The sequence below is a fragment of the Bacillus cereus group sp. MG9 genome (assembly GCF_040459995.1).
Lineage (GTDB): Bacteria > Bacillota > Bacilli > Bacillales > Bacillaceae_G > Bacillus_A > Bacillus_A mycoides.
This window is the reverse complement of the sequence record NZ_JARVHC010000001.1, coordinates 4,886,913-4,910,322: the sequence shown is the minus strand read 5'-3', so window position 1 is coordinate 4,910,322 and position 23,410 is coordinate 4,886,913. Positions and strand designations below refer to the sequence as shown.

Genomic DNA, 23,410 nt, shown 5'->3' with positions numbered 1-23,410 from the left:
TTGAAAATCTCCTTAATATAGAGAAAAGCAGACTGAAGCCACAGTCTGCTTTTTACATTTTTTGATTTTGTTTTACTGGAACACGTACGGTTTCTTTTGCTAATAACAACTGAACGCCGAAGTAAAGTACGCTTGCAAGCGTCATTCCAGAAATGGCGTCTACAAATGCATGCTGCTTCGTAAATAATGTTGATAAAATAATAAGCGTACCGAAGAAAGTAAGGATGTAATATTCCAAAGTATGCTGTTCCTTGCGCTTAAAGGCAGCTAACATAATTACAAATGTCGTAAGGACATGAATGCTTGGGAAACAGTTTACTGGTTGATCAATACTATAAATATAGCGGACTAGTTCGGAAAATACATCTGTTCCAACGACGGTTGGGCGTGGTACAGTTGTCTGCCAAAAAAAGTAAATCGAAAAACAAGCAAGTTTTCCAAGAATTACACTACTTAAAGTGACATAATATTGCTTTCGATCAGCAAAACAGTAATAAATAAGTGCACCGTATAAGTATGGAAACCAAAGTAAGTAAGGAATAATAAATGCTTTCACAAATGGAATCCAATCATCTACTACAGTTGTGACATCTACTGCGTGAACAGTAGATTTATTTAATACATCGTAAAGGGGACTTACGAGTACGAGTAGAAGTATATAACTTAACGGAAGAAGAGATGAAAGTTTAAATTTCTTCATGATAATCTCCTATGTTTTAGTAATGTAAATAAATTCAATTGATTATAATATAGAAAATCCAATTGGGCTATCGATTTTACTTACATTTTCTTGAATTCACCTTACATTTTTGTCACTTGACTTAAAAGAGGGGGAGGGTGCTATATGAAGCGTTCATTTTATTTCTTAGTTTTTATATTGTTATGCCTAGTGAGTACTGGGTGTGCAAAGGATAAAGAAGGAGAGAAATTAGAATACAACGGGAGAGCACTCGTAATTGGAGTTGTTGGTGAAAAGCCGAAAGATACGTTTAGAAATATAAAGTTTGAAAACGTTAAGTTAGAAGAACTGAAAAAGGAATCTGGAGCAGTAGATGGTTTTCTAATAATGAAAGAGCACTTTCAAGAAGCTTCGAAAGAGCAGTATAAAGATTTATTTTTATCGTTAAAGAAACCAGTGTTTTTTATTGGCTTACAAGATAAATCATATTCGACTTTTATTACAAAAAATATAGAGTATAACAGTGCACCAAAAGATGTAAATGCTATGTACGCGCAAGGTTTTGCAAATATTGGAAGTGGCGAAGGGCAACAATGGGGAGTAGGTTTATCGAATGGTGGAAATACAGAAGAAAGTATTCATAATATGTATATAGTAGTATTTCAAACCATTTCGGACTATTTAAGTCGATGATGAAGGAGCCTGTAAAAGGACTTCTTATTTTTTAAATAAAGTGAAACTTTAATCAGTGGGGGTTTTGTCCATTCCCCACTGATTATTAGCCCGCACCAATCAGGCTTTTACGGGAAGTTATCTCCCATCTAACTTCCTCGCATTTGCCGAATTTCGAGGTGGGAGTCTTACTGCCCGTTAATACGGGATAAACGTTTGTTTAAGATATATGTTCGGTATAGAAAATCATGTATTCCAAAGGTGATATAGAAAAACATGAAATTAATCAAACGTTTGTTTAAGAGGTATGTTCGGTATGGAAGAATTCATGTATTCCAAAGGCTGGGGTAGAAAAACATGAAATTAATCAAACGTTTGTTTAAGGTATATGTTCGGTATAAAAGAATCTACGTATTCCGAAGGTTGAGGTAGAAAAATATGAAATTAATCAAACGTTTGTTTAAGATATATGTTCGGCGTGGGATGAGAAAAAATTTTTAAAAAATTATATATTTATTTTTTCTTAATAAATGGCGGAAAAATAAGAAAAATTAGCAGGATTATTAAAAATTATCACGAAATAAGTAAAAGTTTAGCGAATAATCGTTTGAAATAATAAAATGTTTTCTATATGATAAAGGTAAAGGTTAGTAAAAAAGTAGGTGAATTTATGACAGTAACATTTTATTCATATCCAAAATGTGGCACATGTCAAAAAGCAAAGAAATGGTTTGAGGCAAACGATGTAGCATATGAGATGATTCATATTGTTGAAAATCCACCGTCAAAAGAAGATTTACGTAATTTACATGAGAAAAGTGAATTACCATTAAAAAAATTCTTTAATACAAGTGGAATGCGTTACCGCGAACTTGGTTTAAAAGATAAGTTAAAGGATGCAAGCGAAGACGAAATGTATGAGCTTTTAGCATCTGATGGCATGTTAATTAAACGTCCAATTGTAACAGATGGAACGAGTGTAACACTTGGTTTTAACGAAGAGCAGTTTGAAAGTGTGTGGAAAAAGTACCAATAAGGTATTTTTACATAATTAATACATTCACTGGAGGTACAGTCATGAGCATTCCAAATAATTTACGTTACTCTGAAGAACACGAATGGGTAAAAACAGAAGGTAATGCGGTTGTTATCGGTATTACTCATTTTGCGCAAGGTGAGTTAGGCGATATCGTATTCGTTGAACTTCCTGAAGTAGGTGCAACAATCCAAGCTGACGAGCCATTCGGAAGCGTAGAATCTGTTAAAACAGTTTCTGAACTATACGCACCTGTAAGTGGTAAAGTTGTAGCAGTAAACGAAGAATTAAGTGACCAACCAGAACTAGTTAACGAATCTCCATACGAGGGTGCATGGATGGTTAAAGTTGAACTTTCTGATGCAAGCCAAGTTGAGAAGTTATTAACTGCAGAAAAATATGCAGAAATGACAAACCAAGACTAATTATAGTCGAAGAAAAAGGACAGCCTTTGTGCTGTCCTTTTTTATGTTGTGTACATAATGAATTTAAAAACATATATATTAATTATTATGTAGGAGAACGTTTTTGAAAAACTTTTTTCATGGAGGCTTCATGCTGAGCGAGCCGCTTGCGCTTTTCATTGTCTAGCTCCAGCGGGCTAGATTGTTCGGTGGCTTCGCGTCTTCCTGTGAGGCAAAAGGCGCCTCTACGTCAGAAGCTCCATCCCCCTCACAATCTGAACGAGCCGCTTGCGCTTTTCTTTGTCTAGCTCCACCTCCTAGCCCTTCATGTCTAAGAACCTTCCGTACGAGAAGACAAAAAGCGTCTTCTGTACGAAAGAACCTTAGCCAACAGGGCTAAACAGTCGGTTCCGCTTTTCGTTATTGTCCAGCTCCAGCGGCTAGATTGTTCGGTGGCTTCGCTTCTTCCTACAAGGCAAAAAGCGCCTTTACGTCAGAAGCTCCATCCCCCCCACAATCTGAGCGAGCCGCTTGCGCTTTTCGTTGTGATCCAGCTCCAGCAGCTAGAACAGTCGGTCATTTCACTCCTTCACTTGAGGCAAAGAGCGCCTCTAGTTCAGGAGTTCCAATGCCCTCCTGTTCTGAACGAGCCGCTTGCGCTTTTCTTTTGCAAAAATAAACAGGAAACAACATGAAAATAACGAATATACTATATACTAAGTTAAAGGTTGTATAGTATATGGTGATCGGGTGATGACATATGATTTATGTGGAAAAAGTCATTATTGTAGAAGGTAAATCGGATAGAAGAAAGATTGAATCTATTATTCGTGAACCAGTGGAAATTGTTTGTACAAATGGTACAATTGGTTTGTCGAAAATGGATGAGCTCATTGATCAATTTTTTGATAAGGACGTATATGTGCTAGTGGATGCTGATGATGCAGGAGAAAAGTTAAGGAAACAATTCCGAAAAGAATTTCCGCAAGCAGAGCATATTTATATTGATCGCTCGTATCGCGAGGTGGCGACTGCACCTTCTTTACATTTAGCAAATGTATTATGGGGAGCAGACATTGACGTTTATACAGAATATTTACGGTAAGGAATGATAGAAGTGATTGATTGGACAGGTGCCGAAGCTACAGCCCTAATAGGAAATGAAGAAAAAACAGTGTTATATGTGTATACACCAATGTGTGGAACATGCCAATTGGCAAAGAAGATGTTAACGGTCGTTGAGATGACGATTGAAGATTTGAAAATTGGAATGTTAGATTTAAATTATGCCCCGCATTTAGCGAAAGAGTATGGGATAGAAAGTGTACCGTGTTTACTTATTTTTGAAAATGGGACACTGATGAAGAAAATATATGCATTTCATTCGGTGGAATATTTATATACGGAATTAAAGTAGGCGGCAAAGTTTTTGCCGCCTCGACATATTTCTTGGGAAATATGTCGACATGCGTGATAGATACAGTATTTGTCGAGCGAAAATAACAGGATTGCCCTTTAATAAGAGGGAATGGTATGTAATAGAAAGTGATATGAGGGATGTGGTTTAGGATGAAATTATATTCTTTGCTTCAATCATTTGTAAATTACGCTAATGGTCAATATCATTTAGAACCGCTTTTAAGGCAAGGAGAAAGAACTGTTAATTTTCGTTTTGGAGATGAATGCTGTTCGTTACAAATTTCAAGAGATTATATAGAACTTTTGAAAGAGGCGAGAGGAACGGAACAAATCGTTTGTTTAGAGGAAGAGGATGTACAAAAGTTAGTGACTGGAAATATGAGGTTGCAAAAGTTAATGAGTGATGGACGGGTACAATATTCTGGAACGTATCGAACGATGTTATTAGTTGAATCGATGTTTCATATATGTAAACCGATGTCAGTCGGAGCTTAAAATTCTGAAGTTTCTTTTTTTACGAAAATTTCTGTTGACAGAGCGTGTGGATATTGATACAATTCAATTCATAAAATATAGACAATTTCATAAATTTTAAATCAGACGAAAATTTAATCTGATTTCTCTTATTAAGAGAGGTGGAGGGACTGTGCCCTGTGAAGCCCGGCAACCGTCAACTTATGTTGAAATGGTGCCAATTCCTGCAAAGCAAATGCTTTGAGAGATGAGAGAGAGGGATAATGTTGTTATATACGCATATAAACCTTTCTGCTTCTCTAGAAGCGGAAAGGTTTTTTGTCGTTTGAATGCGGAGGACATTCAAATAATAAGAGGAGCTATAACGATGGACTACACGCATCAAAAATAAAAAAATTGCGGAGTCTATCCAAAATCTAGCTTCAGCGGCTAGAACAGTCGGTCGTTTCATCCCTTCCTATGAGGCAAAAAGCGCCTCTACGTCAGGGATTCCAACGCCCTCTTGTTCTAAACGAGCCGCTTGCGCTTTTTATTAAAAAAAGGGGTGAACATCATGATCTTATTAGAAAATGTAAAGAAAATATATAAGGCAAAAAGCGGTGATGTCACTGCTGTAGATAACGCCAACTTACAAATAGAGAAAGGCGAAATATTTGGTGTTATTGGATATAGTGGCGCTGGGAAAAGTTCGTTAATCAGATTGTTTAATCAGTTAGAGAAACCAACTTCTGGCCAAATTACAATTGCGAATCGTGTGATTTCAGCGATTACTGGAAATGAACTTCGTAAGGCAAGACAAGAAATCGGAATGATTTTTCAGCATTTCAACTTACTTTGGTCACGAACTGTGCGTGAAAATATCGCATTCCCACTTGAAATTGCAGGTGTCGATAAGGCGGAGAGAAGAAAACGTGTCGATGAGTTAATTCATCTTGTTGGATTAGAAGGAAGAGGAGACGCGTACCCATCTCAGCTAAGTGGTGGACAAAAGCAGCGCGTCGGGATTGCAAGAGCGTTAGCAAATAATCCACAAGTACTTTTATGTGATGAAGCAACGTCAGCTCTTGATCCGGAAACGACAGATCAAATTTTAGATTTATTGTTAGATATTAATAAGCGTCTCGGCTTAACAATTGTATTGATTACGCATGAGATGCACGTTATTCGCAAAATTTGTAATCGAGTTGCTGTAATGGAGAAAGGGAAAATCGTAGAAACGGGTCCAGTACTTGACGTATTCCGTAATCCACAGCAAGACATTACAAAACGATTTGTACAGCAGTTAACTGATTCTGAAGATACAAATGAAACGATTGAAAGTTTAATAGAAAAGTATCCAGATGGAAAAGTAATTCGTTTGCAGTTTGTCGGTGAAGCGGTAGAAAGACCGGTACTTCAAAGGTTAATGCAGCGCGGTGATATAGAAGTTAGCATTTTGCAAGGAAATATCGCGCAAACGAATAACGGCTCTTACGGAAGTTTAGTCGTTCATTTAAATGGTGAAGAAACAGCGATCCAGCAAGCAATAGAAGGGATTCATCAAGATCAAGTAGAGCTGGAGGTGATTGCACATGGATAAGTTAATCGCAAATATTGATTGGAATCAAATGTTAGAAGCAACTGGTGAAACGTTATATATGACGGCAATCGCAGCGCTTGCCACATTTGTTTTAGGACTTATTTTAGGATTATTACTCTTTATGACAGCGAAAGATAATTTATGGGAAAATAAAGCGATTAATACGGTGATTGGAGCGTTCGTAAACATTTTCCGTTCTATACCGTTCATCATTTTAATTATTTTATTAATCCCATTCACAAAGATTCTTCTTGGAACAATTCTCGGAGCGAGTGCAGCGCTGCCAGCTTTAATTATTGGTGCAGCACCGTTTTATGCGAGAATGGTTGAAATCGCGCTTCGTGAAATTGATAAAGGTGTAATTGAAGCTTCAAAAGCGATGGGAGCAAAAACAAGCACAATTATTTTGAAGGTGTTAATTCCAGAATCGTTACCAGCGTTAGTATCTGGTATTACGGTTACTACTATTGCTTTAGTAGGCTATACAGCAATGGCAGGTGTTGTTGGTGCTGGTGGTCTTGGAACACTTGCTTACTTAGAGGGATTCCAGCGTGGAAATAACGATGTAACAATCGTTGCGACAATTTGTGTATTACTCGTTGTATTTTTAATTCAGTGGATTGGTGATAGTTTAACGACTCGAATAGATAAAAGATAATGAAAACAGGGGGATATTTCAAATGAAAAAATTATTACTTACAGCACTTATTTCAACTTCAATTTTTGGGTTAGCTGCTTGTGGCGGGAAAGATAAAGATGAAAAAAAACTTGTTGTTGGTGCTTCTAACGTACCGCACGCTGAAATTTTAGAAAAGGCAAAACCGTTACTTGAGAAAAAAGGAATTGAGTTAGAGATTAAAAAATTCCAAGACTACGTGTTACCGAATAAATCGTTAGCAGATAAAGAATTAGATGCAAACTACTTCCAGCACATTCCTTATTTAGAAAAAGAGATTAAAGATAAGAAATATGATTTTGAAATAGCAGGAAAAATTCATTTAGAACCGATTGGTGTGTATTCTCAAAAATATAAGAGCTTAAAAGAACTTCCAAACGGGGCGACAATTATTATGAGTAATTCTGTTACTGATCATGGTCGTGGTTTAGCAATTTTACAAAAAGAAGGCATTTTAAAAATTAAAGACGGAGTAGAGCCAGTTAAAGCAACTCCAAAAGATATTGCGGATAATCCGAAAAACTTAAAGTTCAAAACAGATATCGAGCCTGGTTTATTGCCACAAGTGTATAACAATAAAGAAGGCGATGCGGTTCTCATTAATTCTAACTATGCAATTGATGCGAAATTAAACCCAGAAAAAGACGCGATTGCAATTGAAGGAAATGATTCTCCATACGCAAACGTAGTAGCTGTTCGTAAAGGCGATAAAGATAAAAAAGAGATTAAAGCTCTTATAGAAGTACTGCATTCTAAAGAAATTGAAGACTTTATTACTAAAGAATATAAAGGGGCAGTTGTTCCTGTAAAAGAATAATTGCGGAAAAAGGGCTGGTGTATGCCGGTCCTTTTTTTACTACATAACTATAGGGGAGAAGGGGACATCATATGAAAAAGATTCTATTGTCAGTTGTTACAGCACTGTCTGTATTTACATTAGCTGCTTGCGGGGGGAAAGATGAGAATAAGCTTGTCGTTGGCGCTTCTAATATACCGCACGCTGTTATTTTAGAAAAGGCACAGCCAATATTAGAGAAAAAGGGCATTAAGTTAGAGATAAAAAAATTCCAGGATTATGTTTTACCAAATAAGGCATTAGCTGATAAAGAAATCGATGCAAATTATTTTCAACATATCCCTTATTTAGATAAAGAAATTCAAGAAAAGGGATATAAAATTGTAAACGCAGGAAAAATCCATTTAGAGCCAATGGGCATTTATTCTAAGAAATATAAAAGTTTAAAAGAACTTCCAGATGGAGGAACGGTTATTATGAGTAATAACGTAGCTGAGCGTGGTCGTATGTTAGCGTTGTTACAAAAAGGCGGCGTTATTAAATTAAAAGACGGTGTAGATGTTGTTAAAGCGACAGTAAAAGATGTTGTAGAAAATCCGAAAAATTTAAAGTTTAAAACAGATGTAGAACCTGGACTTTCACCGAAGCTGTACGAAAACAATGAAGGTGATGCTTTATTCATTAATTCAAACTACGCAATTGATGCGAAATTAAATCCAACAAAGGATGCAATCGCAATTGAAGGATCAGACTCTCCTTACGCAAATATTATCGCAGTTCGTAAAGGTGACGAGAAGAAAAAAGAAATTAAAGAGCTAGTAGAAGTGCTACATTCAAAAGAAATTCAAGATTTTATTAACAAAGAATATAAAGGTGCTGTACTTCCTGTGAACGAATAGGTGCAGGAAAGGATTGGGAAATTCCCAGTCCTTTTTTCTTTATATATATAAGAAGAAAAGTGTATCATATAAGGATGCAAGGGAAATACTTATATACATTTGTGAAAAAATTGTTACTTTTTTTCGTCGTTTGCGATATCATTTTATTTGCTATAAGATTAGAATGAGAATAAAATGAGAATATGAACGTTTTAGGAATTTTTAAAATGTATATAGAGGATTAATGGAGGTATTGAGATGGCTGGTTCTACATTAACGGTTAAAGACTTACACGTATCAATCGACGGTAAAGAAATTTTAAAAGGTGTAAACCTTGAAGTAAAAGGTGGAGAAATCCACGCAATTATGGGACCTAACGGAACAGGTAAATCAACTTTATCTTCTGCGATTATGGGTCACCCAAAGTATGAAGTAACAGAAGGTAGCATCATCATTGACGGTGAAGATGTATTAGAAATGGAAGTAGACGAGCGCGCACTAGCAGGTCTATTCTTAGCAATGCAATATCCAAGTGAAATTAGCGGAGTAACAAACGCTGACTTCTTACGTTCTGCAATTAATGCACGTCGTGAAGAAGGCGAAGAAATTTCTCTTATGAAATTTATCCGTACTTTAGATAAAAACATGGAATTCCTAGAAATGGATCCAGAAATGGCACAACGTTACTTAAACGAAGGTTTCTCTGGTGGAGAGAAAAAACGTAACGAAATTCTTCAATTAATGATGATTGAGCCAAAAATCGCAATCTTAGATGAAATCGACTCAGGTCTTGATATCGATGCATTAAAAGTTGTATCTAAAGGTATTAACCAAATGCGCGGCGAAGAGTTCGGCTGCCTAATGATTACGCATTACCAACGTTTATTAAACTACATCACTCCAGACTTCGTTCACGTTATGATGAACGGTCGTATCGTTAAATCTGGTGGCCCTGAGCTTGCACAACGTCTAGAAGCTGAAGGTTACGACTGGATTAAAAAAGAATTAGGTATTGAAGACGAAACAGCAGAGCAAGAAGCGTAAGAGAGGAGCATAAACATGACAATCGGTACATTACCTTTCGATCAAGAAACAATCCGTCAGCGCGCAAGCGAAGTAAACGAAGCTGCTTGGTTGACTGAGTTCCGCTTACAAGCTCTTGCACAAGCAACTGAACTTCCAATGCCAACGCCTGATAAAACGAAAATTGAAAAATGGGACTTTATCGGAAAAGGCGACGCTGCTAAGCAAGAGCCTGTAAGTTCTTTAACAGAGCTTCCAGAAGCAGTGAAAAACTTAATCGATGAAAATAACAGCGTATTAGTACAACGTACTGGTACAACTGCTTTCGTTTCTTTAGCAGACGAAGCAAAAGAAAAAGGTGTTATTTTTACAGACATCGTAACAGCTGCAACAGAGCATGCTGAATTAGTACAAAAGTACTTAATGAAAGACGGCGTGAAAGTAGACGAGCATCGTCTAACTGCACTTCATGCTGCATTAATCAACGGCGGTGCATTCGTATATGTTCCGAAAAACGTTGTTCTTGAAACTCCACTTCAAGCTGTATTCTTAGTAGACGGCGAAGAAGCTAACGTATATAACCACGTATTATTCGTAGCTGATGCGAACAGTACTGCAACATATGTAGAAAACTACGTTGCAAATGAAAATGCTAAAGGTATTGCAAATATCGTAGCAGAAGTAATCGTGGAACAAGGCGCACAAGTGAAATTCGGTGCGGTTGATCTATTAGCAAAAGACGTAACAACTTACGTTAACCGCCGCGGTATTGTTGGACGCGACGGCCGCATTGATTGGGCTCTAGGCCTTATGAATGACGGAAACACAATTTCAGAGAACGTTACGAATTTAATGGGCGACGGATCATATGCTGATACAAAAACAGTAACAATTGGTCGTGGTAACCAAACACAAAACTTTACAACTAAAGTTGTTCACTTCGGTAAACACTCTGAAGGTTGGATTTTAAAACACGGTGTACAAAAAGATAGTGCAACATCTATCTTTAACGGAATTGGTAAGATTGAACACGGTGCATCTAAATCAAATGCACAACAATCTTCTCGCGTTCTTATGTTAGATGAGAAAGCTCGCGGTGATGCAAACCCAATTCTTTTAATCGATGAAGATGATGTAATGGCAGGTCACGCAGCTTCAGTAGGCCGCGTAGATCCATACCAATTATACTACTTGATGAGCCGTGGTATTCCAAAACGCGAAGCAGAACGTTTAGTCATCCATGGATTCTTAGCACCTGTAGTAAATGAGCTTCCAATTGAAGGAGTAAAGGCACAGCTTGTTGAGGTAATTGAAAGGAAAGTTCGCTAATGAATATTCATGAAATACGCAAACAGTTTCCAATTCTTGATCAAAAAGTGAACGGCAAACAACTTGTATATTTCGATAGTGCAGCAACTTCTCAAAAACCAATTCAAGTCATTGAAACGTTAGAACGTTATTATAAAGAATATAATTCTAACGTGCATCGCGGTGTTCATACGCTCGGTACGAAAGCTACCGACGCGTATGAAGGTGCACGTGAGAAAGTTCGCAAGTTTATTAATGCGAAATCAATGGAAGAGATTATTTTCACACGCGGAACGACAACTGCATTAAATACAGTAGCAGCTAGCTATGGCCTTGATAATGTAAAAGAAGGCGATGAAATCGTCATCTCTTACATGGAGCACCATAGTAACATCATTCCGTGGCAACAAGTTGCGAAGAAAACTGGTGCAACTTTAAAATACCTTCCGCTTCAACTAGACGGTACAATTTCTTTAGAAGATGTTCGTCAAACAGTTACACCGAATACAAAAATCGTTTCTATCATGCACGTTTCTAACGTACTTGGAACGATTAACCCTGTAAAAGAAATCGGAGCAATCGCACATGAAAACGGTGCAATCATGATCGTTGATGGAGCACAAAGTGCACCTCATATGAAAGTGGATGTACAAGATTTAAACTGTGATTTCTACGCATTATCTGCTCATAAGATGTGCGGACCAACAGGTGTCGGCGTATTATATGGTAAGAAAGAATTGCTAAACAATATGGAACCAATTGAATTTGGTGGTGAAATGATTGATTTCGTAGACTTACAAGAGTCTACTTGGAAAGAGCTTCCGTGGAAGTTCGAAGCAGGTACACCGATTATCGGTAATGCAATCGGACTTGGTGCGGCAATTGATTTCCTAGAAGAAATCGGTCTTCATAATATTGAAAAGCATGAACATGAATTAGCGCAATACGCTTTAGAGAGACTATCAGAAGTAGATGGCGTTACAATTTATGGTCCAAAGCATCGCGCTGGTCTAGTTACATTTAATATTGAAGACGTACATCCTCACGATGTAGCAACTGTATTAGATGTAGAAGGCATTGCGGTTCGCGCAGGACATCACTGTGCACAACCGCTTATGAAGTGGCTAAAAGCTTCTTCTACAGCACGTGCGAGCTTCTATTTATATAATACAAAAGAAGAAATTGATACATTTGTTGAATCACTAATCAAGACAAAGGAGTATTTCACAAATGTCATTTAATAATTTAGATACGTTATATCGTCAAGTTATTATGGATCATTATAAAAATCCTCGTAACCATGGCGTGTTAGAAGATAGTGTTACCGTTAACTTGAACAATCCAACTTGCGGCGATCGTATTCAACTTACGATGAAAGTAGAAGAGGGTATTGTACAAGAAGCGAAGTTTGAAGGCGAAGGATGTTCAATTTCAATGTCTTCAGCTTCAATGATGACACAAGCAGTAAAAGGAAAGAAAATTGAAGAGGCCCTTAAGCTTTCTAAAATTTTCTCTGACATGATGCTAGGAAAAGAGTATGATGACAGCATTGATTTAGGAGATATTGAAGCATTACAAGGCGTATGCAAGTTCCCGGCACGTATTAAATGTGCAACATTAGCGTGGAAAGCGTTAGAAAAGGGCTTAAACGAAGATAAGTAATGTTAAAGGTTCCTAAAAACGAGGTTATATAAGGAGGGACACACCAACATGGCGAAGCAACTGCCAGATATCGGCGATTATAAATATGGTTTCAAGGATAAAGACGTTTCGATTTTCCGTGCTGGACGCGGTTTAACAAAAGAAATCGTTGAAGAGATTTCACGTATGAAAGAAGAACCACAGTGGATGTTAGACTTCCGTTTAAAATCACTGGATAAGTTCTATGAAATGCCAATGCCACAATGGGGTGGCGACTTAAACGACTTAGATTTCGATGAAATTACGTACTACGTAAAACCATCTGAGAAATCTGAGAAGTCTTGGGATGAAGTACCTGAGGAAATTAAAGCGACATTTGATAAATTAGGTATTCCTGAAGCTGAGCAAAAATATTTAGCTGGTGTATCTGCACAGTACGAATCTGAAGTTGTATACCACAACATGAAAGAAGACCTAGAAGATCTAGGAGTCGTCTTCAAAGATACAGATAGCGCATTAAAAGAGAACGAAGATATTTTCCGTGAGCATTTCGGAAAAGTAATCCCACCAACAGACAACAAATTCTCTGCATTAAACTCTGCAGTTTGGTCTGGTGGATCATTCATCTACGTTCCAAAAGGTATTAAAGTTGATACACCACTTCAAGCGTATTTCCGTATTAACTCTGAAAATATGGGACAATTCGAGCGTACGCTTATCATCGTAGACGAAGGCGCACACGTACACTACGTAGAAGGTTGTACAGCACCTGTTTACACGACTAACTCACTTCATAGTGCGGTAGTAGAAATCATCATTAAGAAAGATGCATATTGCCGTTATACAACAATCCAAAACTGGGCGAACAACGTATACAACCTAGTTACAAAACGTGCGGTTTGTGAAGAAAACGCAACGATGGAATGGATTGACGGTAACATCGGATCTAAATTAACGATGAAATATCCAGCAGTTATCTTAAAAGGCGAAGGCGCTCGTGGTTTAACATTATCTATCGCGATTGCTGGTAAAGGCCAACACCAAGATGCTGGTGCGAAAATGATTCACTTAGCACCAAACACGTCTTCAACAATCGTTTCTAAATCGATTGCGAAGCATGGTGGTAAAGTAACTTACCGTGGTATCGTACAATTCGGACCAAAAGCGAAAAACTCTCGCTCTAACATCGAGTGTGACACGTTAATCATGGATAACCAATCTACATCTGATACAATTCCTTACAACGAAATCAAAAACGATTACGTTTCACTTGAGCACGAAGCGAAAGTATCTAAAGTATCAGAAGAACAATTATTCTACCTAATGAGCCGCGGTATTTCTGAGCAAGAAGCTACAGAAATGATCGTAATGGGCTTCATCGAGCCATTCACTCGCGAACTTCCAATGGAATACGCAGTTGAAATGAACCGTCTAATCAAGTTTGAGATGGAAGGTTCTATCGGCTAATATATGTATGAAAAAAGCGCCCTGTTGTGCAGGGCGCTTTTTTTATGTTGTGCTTGGTTAAGTCAGGCTTCGAATACTAAGGCGGGTATTCAGCTAAATATATCAGCGATTATTCAAATATATCGACGATTCGACAAGGGATATCGACTTATCAACAAATTACGACAGGAAGAACAGCCCGTATACCCCGAACCTAAATCGTATCCACCTTATCCACAGGTTTAATACGCTCCAAAATATGTTTCATCCCAATGAAAGAACCATATCCAATTAAAGCACCTAACATATTCAATATGATGTCATCAATATCGAAAACACCAGTAAAAGTAAGGAGTTGTAACGATTCAATTAATAAAATAAACTTAATGAAAATTTTTGATGCCATTTTTACATTGTTTATTTGTTTAAATAATAAAGGTAGAAGGAATCCGAATGGGATAAATATGATGACGTTTCCTAATGTATTCATAAGTACGATGTCTAGATTATAAGAATCAAATTCAGTTAAATAGCGGATTGTACTTCTGAAAGGAACTAAGTTTATTAACCCACCGTGTATAGAATGCCAGTCACCTGTTTCAAAGAAGTACTTCAGATTACCAAAGTAAAAAGCTGGCCTCCCGAGCAACAGTTTAAATAATAAAACAAATGAATACGGTAAAAATAATCCCCAACCAATCCACTGTACATATTTTTGCGTAGAAGATTGCATCGCTTTTTCAATTTCAGTTCCTAAAGTAGAGGCTTCTCCGAAGTTTTGAATGGCTAATGTAGTAGCTTCTTCTTCAGATTTTCCTTGATCGAGAAATTCTTGTTTCAAACTTGTAAGATGATCGTAAATTTCGAAGTAAAGTTCGTCTCTATCAGGTTGCGATAGGTTTGTTTTTTGAACGATACTCTTTATGTATTCTTCAATCGTCATTAATTTAAAGCTCCTTTCTGACAAGTTTTAATAAGAGCTGTAACTGAATCCCACGCTGTTAGTTTTTCTTCTAAAATTTTCTTGCCGCTCGTAGTAATGCGATAAAATTTTCGTTTCATACCAGTTTCAGATTCACCCCAGTAGGAATTGATTAAATCCTTTTGTTCCAAGCGCTTAAGTGCTGGATAGAGTGTACCTTGGCTCATCGTGTATAGATCATTGCTGTTTTCTTTTAGCTTTTGAATAATTTCATATCCGTACGTATCGTGCTGTTTAATGATGGAGAGAAGTAAAATATCAATACTTCCTTTTAATATCTCTTTATCCATTTTATGGTTCACCACCTTATGATGAGATTGTAACACGACATATGTCGTATTACAAGGTATATATGTAGGGTGATCCCCCGTCTAGTATCCATTAAAATATATCAGCGATTATTCAAATATATCGACCACAACTCGGAATATATCGGCGATTATTGCAATGTATCGACGATTCGACAAGGGATATCGACTTATCGACAAAGTAAGACAAAAGAAATTCTTCATATACCCCGCAACATTTTATATGAAAAAAGAACGACTGGAAGTAAGGCAAAGATACTGACAAATCCACTGACAATCTATTGGAGAATCCAATCGAACCCCAACCACCGGAATTTCTGTTAAACTTTTTGACAAATCCCCCGAATCCTAACCCAACCCAACCCAACCCAACCCAACCCAACCCAACCCAACCCAACCCAACCCAACCCAACCCAACTCCACCAACTAAAATCCTTCCACACACTAGAAAAAGTTTTTATATTAAAAAGGGCAATCTTTTGCTTTTTCTCTTAATGCGAGTACAATGTAGAATAGCAAGAAAAGACGAAAAGTATTTACAGGATTATTGCGTACGTATAGCGTAAATGGCAGTAAGGAACTGAGAGGAGGTTTTTTCTCTGAATATAAATAAAGAAACAATCATCCACCTTTATCATACAAACGATATACATAGTCATTTTGAAAATTGGCCGCAAATTTCTCGGTTTGTACTAGGGGAGAAAAGGCGAAGACAGGAAGCGGGAGAGACTGTTTTAACTGTGGATATTGGCGATCATGTGGATCGTTTTCATAGTATTTCGGAAGCGACAAATGGACTTGGGAATACAAAATTATTAAATGAGGCGCTATATGATTATGTAACGATCGGAAATAATGAAGGAATTACATTGGCGAAAGAGCATTTGAATCGTCTATATGATGATGCTGGGTTTGAGGTGCTCGTAGCGAATTTATTTGAAAAAGAAGGTGTACGTCCGGCGTGGGCGCAGCCTTATAAATTACATACAACGACAGATGGGATTACGATTGCCTTTATTGGATTAACGGTAGCTTATCCAGAGTTTTATCATATGTTAGATTGGCATATTGAAGATCCAATCATCCATTTAGAGTCTATTTTAGAAGAAGTTAAGGATACAGCTCATATTACTGTTGTGCTTTCTCATCTTGGAAAAAGTATGGATGAGTATATGGCGGAGCATTATGATATAGATGTTATTTTAGGGGCACATACGCATCATTTATTTGAGCGTGGCGTTCTTGTGGATAATACTTTGCTTTGCTGTTGTGAAAAGTGGGGACATTACGTCGGTCACGTTCAGCTTACTATGGATAAAGAGACGAAGAGACTGTTGAAAAAAGACGGTAGAGCGATTAAGACAGAACGGTTAGGTGCTTATAGCGAGCCGTTATCCACAATTGAAATGCTAAAGGAAGAAAGTAAACAGATAATGGCTGAGCCTGTCGTTCATTTAAAAGAATCATTGCCGGTTGATTGGTTTAAGGAGACGACGTTTTCTCATATGTTGGCAAGTGCACTTAAAGAGTGGTGTAATGCGGATGTTGGGATGGTGAATGCTGGTGTACTTCTTGAGGGATTAAATGAAGGTGTTGTGACGCGCGGAGATATTCATCGGATTTGTCCACATCCAATTAATCCATGTCTGTTAAAAGTACCAGGGAAAACGTTAAGAGAAGTTATTTTGAAAGCGCGCCGCCCGAATATGGAGAATCTTGAGGTGAAAGGATTCGGATTTCGTGGAAAAGTAATGGGGAAAATGATTTACGATGGTTTGGAAGTGATTCCAGATACGATTCCAGGGAATAAAATTTTACTAGAAGATGTATTGATTAACGGCGAATCGCTGGAATTAGACCGGATATATACGGTAGGAACGATTGATATGTTTACATTCGGATACTTATACCCAGAGCTATCCACACTTTCTGACAAACAATATTATATGCCGGAATTGCTTAGAGATGTACTAACAGACATGTTGATAACTTATACATCTTCAGTCAAACTATAGGCTAGTTAACTTGTAACACTCATTTTTCTCTTGTCATAAAGATAAGAAAGAGAGGAGTGTGAACTATGGTTAATGTAGAGCCAATTATAATTGATAACTATACGTTCATTGCTGTTAGCGTAAAACTTCCAAAGACAAATTTGCTAGCTGTAATGAGCGATAAAGGATATATTATGTGCGGTGCTTTAGATGTAGGTCTTCTAAATGAGAAGTTAGGTGATCGAGGAATTATTGCTGGCCGTGCGGTTGGTGTAAGAACGATTGAACAACTTCTTGAAGCACCGCTGGAATCAGTAACGACTGGAGCCGAAGCTTTAGGTATTCCGGTAGGCACAATCGGAAAAGATGCACTATTAAAAATGAGATAAGCATATATCGTCCCTCTTTCTTGCATAGAAATAATATAAGAAGGAGGGTTTTCTTATGGGCATATTTCGTTCGAAAAATTCGCGGTTTCGAAGGGGACCGATTTCCTTTCGGTATATACTGCTTATTTCATTTATTCTTTTTATCGTAATGGTAGTTCAAGGTTTATGGATTGTAAATAAAAGTATTCAGCCAACGTTAATTAAATATGGGGAAACAGAGACTCATAAAATGGCAACAGCAGTTATGACGAAAGCGGTAAAAGACCGAATTAATGAAGGGTTTGATGTAGATTCATTAATGAAAGTACAAACGGATAGGAACGGGAAAGTATCTACAATTGATTTAAATACAAAACAAGTAAATGAAATATTAACATCGACTACTGCATACATAGAAAAATATTTACAACAAGTAGAAAAAGGGGATACGAAAGCACTTGGTATTTTTGAAGAGAATGGGGTATCTATGTCAGTTCCTTTTGGGCGTATAACTGATAATGCGCTTCTTGGTAATATAGGACCGGATATTCCGATTAATTTTACGCCAATTGGTCATGTGAATACGGATATTAAACAATTAGTTGAGCCGCAAGGAATTAATAATACAGCGATCAAAATTATTATGGAAGTGGAAGTGACGTTACAAGTTATGATTCCGTTACGCACGAAAGAAATTAAAGTGAAGCAAAACATTCCGATTGCGACGCGCATCGTTCAAGGTGAAGTGCCTACTTATTACGGAAGTGGCGGAGTTGTTGTACCAGATAAAAAGAAAACGGATAATTAGTCAGTAGTGTTCTATTGATTTATATTTATAAAAAATAACCGTAGCAATTTGCTACGGTTATCGTTTTGTATTTGCTCGTTCTTTTCGTTCCCAAAGGCTTAAATGCATGTATGGATCGAAAGCCCATTCTGTATAGCCATTGTCTTTATACATGCCGAAATGTAAGTGGGGCGGGAATTTTCCAGCTGTACCAGGAGGACCGTAGCCGGTACTACCGACAAATCCGATTACTTTTCCTGGTTCGACAATTTGTCCGAGCTGTATTTCTTTAGAGAACCCGCCTAAATGAGCGTAATAGTGGTAATTATTATGAAGGTCACGAATACCAATGCGCCATCCACCAAGACGATTCCATCCTTTTGTTTCAATAACGCCATAGCAGGTTGATCGTACTGGTACGCCATATCCAGCAAAAATATCGGTTCCTTCATGAATCCTCCTGCCGCCAAAGCTTCTACCAGCACCGAAAGTACTACGATAGCTATGGTCACTGCGAATCGGGAGAGGGAAAGCATTACCTTCTAAATTAATGCGTCCATAATGTTTATAAATTCGGGCGTATTCTGTAATTAATTCAACTGTTTTTGCACGTCTATAATATTCCCAAAGCATAATGTTAATACGGTCTTCCGATGTTCCTTGTTTCTTTAAAATAGTTGCTGCTGTATGCAGAAGATCACGGTCGTTATTTGCATTTGCAAATCCATCTTTGTCACCATCTAAACCCATTCCGCCAAATAGAGAAATTGTATGGGGGAGAGTATCATTACTATTAACAGGTCCAGCCCATATTTCAGGTTTGAAATAAAGGGAAATGATGGCATCTGGTTTTTTCGGAATATCTTTTCTTACGCTCCGTATGTTTCTTTCGTATTGATCCATTGCGGCTAAGTAATACCACGGAATACCGGAAGATTGCTCAGTTTCTTTATATAGTGCCATGCGCTTTTCATATATGCTTTGCTGATTATCTTCACCGTAAGCGATGTTTTGGTGGAGAAGAAAGCAAATCGAAAGCAAAAGAGAAATTTTTCGAAGCATGAAATAGACTCCTTTCACAACATCACTCTTTTTAGTGTGGGATATACGGAGTATTTCATTATAGGGAACGATTGGAAAAAATCTTAGAATCTTCATTTGAGCAAATCGCTTTCATACGTTAGAATAGATATGTTACATTGAAAGAAGCGAACACGGTAAACTATTTCATATTGTGCGGAGTTGATAACCATGACAAAACAAACAGAGTATAAGCGCAAGCCCGAATGGTTGAAAATTAAGTTAAACACGAATGAAAACTATACAGGCTTAAAGAAAATGATGCGTTCTAAGAATCTTCATACAGTTTGTGAAGAGGCGAAATGTCCGAATATTCATGAATGCTGGGCTGTAAGGAAAACAGCAACATTTATGATCTTAGGTGCGGTTTGTACACGTGCTTGTCGTTTTTGTGCGGTTAAAACAGGCTTACCAACTGAGCTTGATTTACAAGAGCCAGAACGCGTAGCAGATTCTGTAGTACAAATGGGCTTAAAGCACGTTGTTATAACAGCGGTTGCACGTGATGATTTAAAGGACGGCGGAGCAGCTGTTTTTGCTGAAACAGTACGCGCTGTACGTCGTGAAAATCCATTCACGTCTATCGAAGTATTACCATCTGATATGGGTGGGGTAGAAGAAAACTTAAAAATGTTAATGGATGCAAAACCAGATATTTTGAACCATAACATTGAAACAGTACGTCGATTATCTAACCGAGTTCGCGCTAGAGCAAAATATGACCGTTCATTAGAGTTTTTACGTCGAGCAAAAGAAATGCAGCCTGATATTCCAACTAAATCGAGCATTATGCTGGGCTTAGGTGAAACGAGAGAAGATTTAATTGAAGCAATGGATGACTTACGTGCAAACAATGTGGATATTTTAACTCTTGGACAATACCTACAACCATCTAAGAAGCATTTACCAGTTATTAAATATTATCCACCAGCAGAATTTGCAGAGCTTAAAGAAATTGCACTTAGCAAAGGATTTAGCCACTGTGAAGCTGGTCCACTTGTACGTTCTTCTTATCATGCGGACGAGCAAGTACGTTCTGCAAAAGAAAAAACAGCAGAAGCGAAATAATGAAAAAAGAGAGCTAATCATTAGCTCTCTTTTTTCTTATACTCTAAAACTTTATTTTGACATGTGGATAAAATCTTTTTTAATTCCTCTGTGGATAATTCAATTGTAAATTCAGGTACACCAGGTGTAATTAAAATTTTATCGTAAGTATAAATTGAACTGTCCACAATAATCGTTACATCTTGTGAATAACCGAAAGGAGCTACACATCCAGGAGTGCAACCAGTCTCTTCTCTTAGCTCATTAGGAGAACAGAGAGATAAGCTCTCTCCTGTTATTTCCTTCATCTCTCCTCGGTTGAGGCGAGTGCCTTCTAACGTAAAGAATACGTAATGCTCCCCGGATTTTGATTTTAAAAATAAGCTTTTACTTGGAGTGCCTTGCAAACCAAGTCTTTCACGAACGATACGATCTGTTTCATAGTCAAGTACTGGTTCGTGTTCAAATTTTTCATAAGAAGCATTTGTTTTATGTAGTAAAGAAAGTACGTCTTCGTACATATTGAATGATACCCCTCTCTATGTTTACTGCAGTTCTACCATATCTCCTCGCGGTGTCAACTGAATGTATTGGAAAGGGATATTACTTGGATGGCGCTTCCCATAATCGTTTTATGATAGATTGTTCATCAAGTGTAATTTCATAAATATCAGGATTCGTTAAAGTTTTCCATGTGTCAAAGCCAATAGTATGATTAAAGTGCTTTAAAATTAATGTGAGTAAGTTGCCGTGTGTAACGAGTAATGTTGTGTCATGCTCTAGTTTTAAAACTTCCTGAATAAGTGAGATGGCGCGATCCATCGCTTGTTTTGTTGACTCTCCGCCTGAAAAGGCAATATCTATATTGGTAAAAGTGTATTCTAGTTTTTGAAGCCAATCATCCATTGAAACAGTGCTTAATATGCGTTCTGCTAACCGTTCATCTTCTTGAATAGATAAATTAGCTTGGAGGGCATATGGCCGAATAGAATCGATAGCTCGGACAAATGGGCTTGAAATAATATGATCTATTTGTAGATGATTTTCCATGAGGAATGTAGCAACGGTGTTTGATTGGTCTCTTCCCATGTTTGTTAATTCGGCATTACGCTCTTGTCCAGTTGCGGAACAATGTCGTATTACAATAATTTTCTTCATAATTCATCCCCATCTTTCAAGTTGACCATATATACTTCGACAAATGCGGAAAAAATTCCTTTTTATTGGAAACGGAATAGTGATCTAAGTATGTGGAAAAGTAATGTGGATAATGAAAATTTGAGGTGCAATTATGAAAAAAATGATATGCATTGTATTCAGTATTTGTTTTCTCGCGCAATTGTCCACAACATATGCACAATCAAATCAAAAATTAGACTATCCAAGCAATCGAAATAAGCCATTTGTGAGTGAGGATGTGTTTTATGAACAGTTAGATAAGAAAATCTATAAAGAGTACAAAAATACAGCATATAGTGTTCGTAAAAAAATCTCATTTAAAGAAGTGGCCGATGAGGAATTTATTTTTAGGCAAAAAACAGCTGTCGGCTGTCGTAGTAGAGTGGTGCTTCAAGATTTGTTTATTCACCCTGATCGCCAAGTATACTTTTTCGCTTCTTTTTCTCAAAATGAAGTAGAGGAGTTGCATAAATATATCGTTATAGATGCAGAAACAAAGAGGGAGCTGCAAGGGGGGAAAAGCTATCATCATTACGATAATCCGTATAAAGTGAAACTTTAATCAGTGGGGGATTTGTCCACTGATTATTAGTTGAACCAATCGGGCAGTTATGGGCAGTTGATCTCTCACCGAACTTCCCTGTATTCGCCGAACTTTGAGGTGAGAGTCTTACTGCCCGTTAATGCGGGGTAAAAAATAACCCACCAACTGGTGGGTTATTTTTTATTCTGGCACACTTACTAATTTCTCTTTCATTTTACGAATAAGAATGAAACCACCAATCGCGAAGAGAAGAGTAATTCCTTCTGCTACAAAGATGTTAATCATTTTTGTTTGGTAAAGTGCTGCGAAAAAGTCTACAAGTGCGTGGAATAGTATAGCGTATACGAGGAAAATGTATTTCTTTTGTTTTACTGCGTATACGACAAGCATTGTGAAGGCAATTTGCAATACAAGAGCCATAATTCTTTCCAAGCTGCCAAGGAAGTATAAATAAGCAGGTTGTTCTATTAACATATCCTTTACAAGATTTAATTGTGGTAGTTTTTCTGCCATTTGAGCGAAGCTACCATTGTTAATAGCATTAGCGAATATAAGTGTCTGCAATGCAGAGAATCCGCCAACTAAAATGGATTCAATCCCGCCATGACCAATTCCATAAGCGAAGCCATCTTTATATTCTAGATATTTTTTTAGTAGGAAGAAGAAGGCAACGAAGCGTCCTAATTCTTCAAAAATACCAGCAGTTAGTCCGCCATAAATTGCAAAGACATACGGATTTTCTAAAAATGGAGCGATTGCTGGATTACCACGCATAAATAGGTGGAACGGTGTTTCGAGAATTTGGGTAAATCCAATAAAGATAAGAACACCAACGCCGACCACTTTCCAATTAATATTATATTTTTTACGGAAATAAACGAGTACAATAATTGGGACCAGAACCGAAACAACGAGTTGAAATATGATGCTGGCAATTACAGTATTTGAAACCATACTTTCACCGCTTTCTAATATATGTACATATCTATTATGCATGAAATATGGGAGAGATGAAACTTTTAGAGATAAATGAATTTACTTATTGACTCTAACGTTGCGTCATACTTTATCGTATGTACTAAGGGGGAGA

27 protein-coding genes and 1 riboswitch are annotated in these 23,410 nt (G+C 37.4%); of the genes, 20 read left to right on the top strand and 7 right to left on the bottom strand.

Annotated features, from left to right (window positions below; all coding sequences use genetic code 11):
- Window positions 1-52 precede the first annotated feature (52 nt).
- Window positions 53-700, bottom strand: a complete 648-nt coding sequence (locus QCI77_RS25400; RefSeq protein ID WP_098636703.1) for a phosphatase PAP2 family protein — start codon at window positions 698-700, stop codon at window positions 53-55.
- Window positions 701-844: 144 nt separating this feature from the next.
- Between QCI77_RS25400 and QCI77_RS25395 the strand changes: the two genes are divergently transcribed.
- The 15 genes from QCI77_RS25395 (at window position 845) to sufB (ending at window position 14,052) form a co-directional block, all read left to right on the top strand.
- Window positions 845-1,372 carry a hypothetical protein gene (locus tag QCI77_RS25395; protein WP_353825615.1) on the top strand — a complete coding sequence of 176 codons (528 nt, stop codon included), beginning with the start codon at window positions 845-847 and terminating at the stop codon, window positions 1,370-1,372.
- 649 nt (window positions 1,373-2,021) lie between these two features.
- A complete protein-coding gene (locus QCI77_RS25390; RefSeq protein ID WP_002129756.1) occupies window positions 2,022-2,387 on the top strand; it encodes an arsenate reductase family protein in 366 nt (121 codons plus the stop codon).
- 41 nt (window positions 2,388-2,428) lie between these two features.
- Window positions 2,429-2,812: a glycine cleavage system protein GcvH gene (gcvH, locus tag QCI77_RS25385; protein ID WP_000026895.1), complete on the top strand. Its 384-nt coding sequence runs from the start codon at window positions 2,429-2,431 to the stop codon at window positions 2,810-2,812.
- A gap of 739 nt (window positions 2,813-3,551) precedes the next feature.
- Window positions 3,552-3,896 (top strand): toprim domain-containing protein, encoded by a 345-nt coding sequence (locus QCI77_RS25380; protein WP_353825613.1) that lies wholly within the window; start codon window positions 3,552-3,554, stop codon window positions 3,894-3,896.
- Window positions 3,897-3,899: 3 nt separating this feature from the next.
- Window positions 3,900-4,208, top strand: a complete 309-nt coding sequence (locus QCI77_RS25375; RefSeq protein ID WP_002015940.1) for a thioredoxin family protein — start codon at window positions 3,900-3,902, stop codon at window positions 4,206-4,208.
- A 152-nt stretch (window positions 4,209-4,360) separates the two neighbouring features.
- Window positions 4,361-4,705 carry a hypothetical protein gene (locus QCI77_RS25370; protein WP_002015939.1) on the top strand — a complete coding sequence of 115 codons (345 nt, stop codon included), beginning with the start codon at window positions 4,361-4,363 and terminating at the stop codon, window positions 4,703-4,705.
- Between the two features lie 125 nt (window positions 4,706-4,830).
- Window positions 4,831-4,938: riboswitch (SAM riboswitch) on the top strand.
- Between the two features lie 299 nt (window positions 4,939-5,237).
- A complete protein-coding gene (locus QCI77_RS25365) occupies window positions 5,238-6,263 on the top strand; it encodes a methionine ABC transporter ATP-binding protein (RefSeq protein WP_061673671.1) in 1,026 nt (341 codons plus the stop codon).
- Window positions 6,256-6,921, top strand: coding sequence for a methionine ABC transporter permease (locus QCI77_RS25360; protein ID WP_002129754.1), 666 nt, complete (start codon window positions 6,256-6,258; stop codon window positions 6,919-6,921). The genes QCI77_RS25365 and QCI77_RS25360 overlap by 8 nt, the downstream gene beginning before the upstream one ends.
- Before the next feature lie 22 nt (window positions 6,922-6,943).
- Window positions 6,944-7,756: a methionine ABC transporter substrate-binding lipoprotein MetQ gene (metQ, locus tag QCI77_RS25355; RefSeq protein WP_002015935.1), complete on the top strand. Its 813-nt coding sequence runs from the start codon at window positions 6,944-6,946 to the stop codon at window positions 7,754-7,756.
- A gap of 71 nt (window positions 7,757-7,827) precedes the next feature.
- Window positions 7,828-8,634: a methionine ABC transporter substrate-binding lipoprotein MetQ gene (metQ, locus tag QCI77_RS25350; RefSeq protein ID WP_002089377.1), complete on the top strand. Its 807-nt coding sequence runs from the start codon at window positions 7,828-7,830 to the stop codon at window positions 8,632-8,634.
- A gap of 237 nt (window positions 8,635-8,871) precedes the next feature.
- On the top strand, window positions 8,872-9,657 hold the full coding sequence (gene sufC / locus QCI77_RS25345) for a Fe-S cluster assembly ATPase SufC (RefSeq protein WP_002015933.1): 786 nt from the start codon (window positions 8,872-8,874) through the stop codon (window positions 9,655-9,657).
- 15 nt (window positions 9,658-9,672) lie between these two features.
- On the top strand, window positions 9,673-10,965 hold the full coding sequence (sufD, locus tag QCI77_RS25340; RefSeq protein ID WP_002089372.1) for a Fe-S cluster assembly protein SufD: 1,293 nt from the start codon (window positions 9,673-9,675) through the stop codon (window positions 10,963-10,965).
- On the top strand, window positions 10,965-12,185 hold the full coding sequence (sufS, locus tag QCI77_RS25335; RefSeq protein WP_002015930.1) for a cysteine desulfurase SufS: 1,221 nt from the start codon (window positions 10,965-10,967) through the stop codon (window positions 12,183-12,185). The genes sufD and sufS overlap by 1 nt, the downstream gene beginning before the upstream one ends.
- Window positions 12,175-12,606 carry a Fe-S cluster assembly sulfur transfer protein SufU gene (gene sufU / locus QCI77_RS25330; RefSeq protein ID WP_002089369.1) on the top strand — a complete coding sequence of 144 codons (432 nt, stop codon included), beginning with the start codon at window positions 12,175-12,177 and terminating at the stop codon, window positions 12,604-12,606. Before sufS ends, sufU begins: the two co-directional genes overlap by 11 nt.
- 48 nt (window positions 12,607-12,654) lie before the next feature.
- A complete protein-coding gene (gene sufB / locus QCI77_RS25325) occupies window positions 12,655-14,052 on the top strand; it encodes a Fe-S cluster assembly protein SufB (RefSeq protein WP_002015928.1) in 1,398 nt (465 codons plus the stop codon).
- A gap of 193 nt (window positions 14,053-14,245) precedes the next feature.
- Here the strand turns inward: sufB and QCI77_RS25320 are convergent, their stop codons facing one another.
- Both QCI77_RS25320 and QCI77_RS25315 read right to left on the bottom strand, forming a co-directional pair.
- Window positions 14,246-14,974 (bottom strand): VanZ family protein, encoded by a 729-nt coding sequence (locus QCI77_RS25320; protein WP_193652091.1) that lies wholly within the window; start codon window positions 14,972-14,974, stop codon window positions 14,246-14,248.
- Window positions 14,974-15,303, bottom strand: a complete 330-nt coding sequence (locus QCI77_RS25315; RefSeq protein ID WP_001990837.1) for a PadR family transcriptional regulator — start codon at window positions 15,301-15,303, stop codon at window positions 14,974-14,976. Before QCI77_RS25315 ends, QCI77_RS25320 begins: the two co-directional genes overlap by 1 nt.
- Window positions 15,304-15,920: 617 nt before the next feature.
- On the opposite strand from QCI77_RS25315, the gene QCI77_RS25310 reads away from it, so the two are divergent.
- From QCI77_RS25310 to yunB, 3 genes are all read left to right on the top strand, one after another.
- Entirely contained in the window at window positions 15,921-17,336 is a 1,416-nt protein-coding gene (locus QCI77_RS25310) for a bifunctional metallophosphatase/5'-nucleotidase (RefSeq protein WP_353825794.1), read from the top strand.
- 65 nt (window positions 17,337-17,401) lie between these two features.
- Window positions 17,402-17,704, top strand: a complete 303-nt coding sequence (locus QCI77_RS25305) for a YunC family protein (protein WP_002015926.1) — start codon at window positions 17,402-17,404, stop codon at window positions 17,702-17,704.
- A gap of 55 nt (window positions 17,705-17,759) precedes the next feature.
- Window positions 17,760-18,491, top strand: coding sequence for a sporulation protein YunB (gene yunB, locus QCI77_RS25300; protein WP_088040371.1), 732 nt, complete (start codon window positions 17,760-17,762; stop codon window positions 18,489-18,491).
- Window positions 18,492-18,548: 57 nt separating this feature from the next.
- Here the strand turns inward: yunB and QCI77_RS25295 are convergent, their stop codons facing one another.
- The gene (locus tag QCI77_RS25295) at window positions 18,549-19,532 is read right to left on the bottom strand and encodes a M23 family metallopeptidase (protein WP_002034579.1); all 984 of its coding nucleotides are present in this window, start codon (window positions 19,530-19,532) and stop codon (window positions 18,549-18,551) included.
- A 189-nt stretch (window positions 19,533-19,721) separates the two neighbouring features.
- Here QCI77_RS25295 and lipA point away from each other — a divergent pair, with 189 nt between their 5' ends.
- Window positions 19,722-20,618 (top strand): lipoyl synthase, encoded by an 897-nt coding sequence (gene lipA / locus QCI77_RS25290; RefSeq protein ID WP_002034580.1) that lies wholly within the window; start codon window positions 19,722-19,724, stop codon window positions 20,616-20,618.
- Window positions 20,619-20,638: 20 nt separating this feature from the next.
- Here the strand turns inward: lipA and QCI77_RS25285 are convergent, their stop codons facing one another.
- Complete coding sequence (locus QCI77_RS25285; protein WP_002034581.1) at window positions 20,639-21,118, bottom strand: YbaK/EbsC family protein; 480 nt, start codon at window positions 21,116-21,118, stop codon at window positions 20,639-20,641.
- Between the two features lie 82 nt (window positions 21,119-21,200).
- Window positions 21,201-21,755 carry a histidine phosphatase family protein gene (locus QCI77_RS25280; RefSeq protein WP_113769711.1) on the bottom strand — a complete coding sequence of 185 codons (555 nt, stop codon included), beginning with the start codon at window positions 21,753-21,755 and terminating at the stop codon, window positions 21,201-21,203.
- Window positions 21,756-21,897: 142 nt separating this feature from the next.
- Between QCI77_RS25280 and QCI77_RS25275 the strand changes: the two genes are divergently transcribed.
- A complete protein-coding gene (locus QCI77_RS25275; protein WP_353825793.1) occupies window positions 21,898-22,338 on the top strand; it encodes a hypothetical protein in 441 nt (146 codons plus the stop codon).
- 162 nt (window positions 22,339-22,500) lie between these two features.
- On the opposite strand, the gene QCI77_RS25270 is transcribed toward QCI77_RS25275, so the two are convergent.
- Complete coding sequence (locus QCI77_RS25270) at window positions 22,501-23,316, bottom strand: YhfC family intramembrane metalloprotease (protein ID WP_353825611.1); 816 nt, start codon at window positions 23,314-23,316, stop codon at window positions 22,501-22,503.
- Window positions 23,317-23,410: the final 94 nt, after the last annotated feature.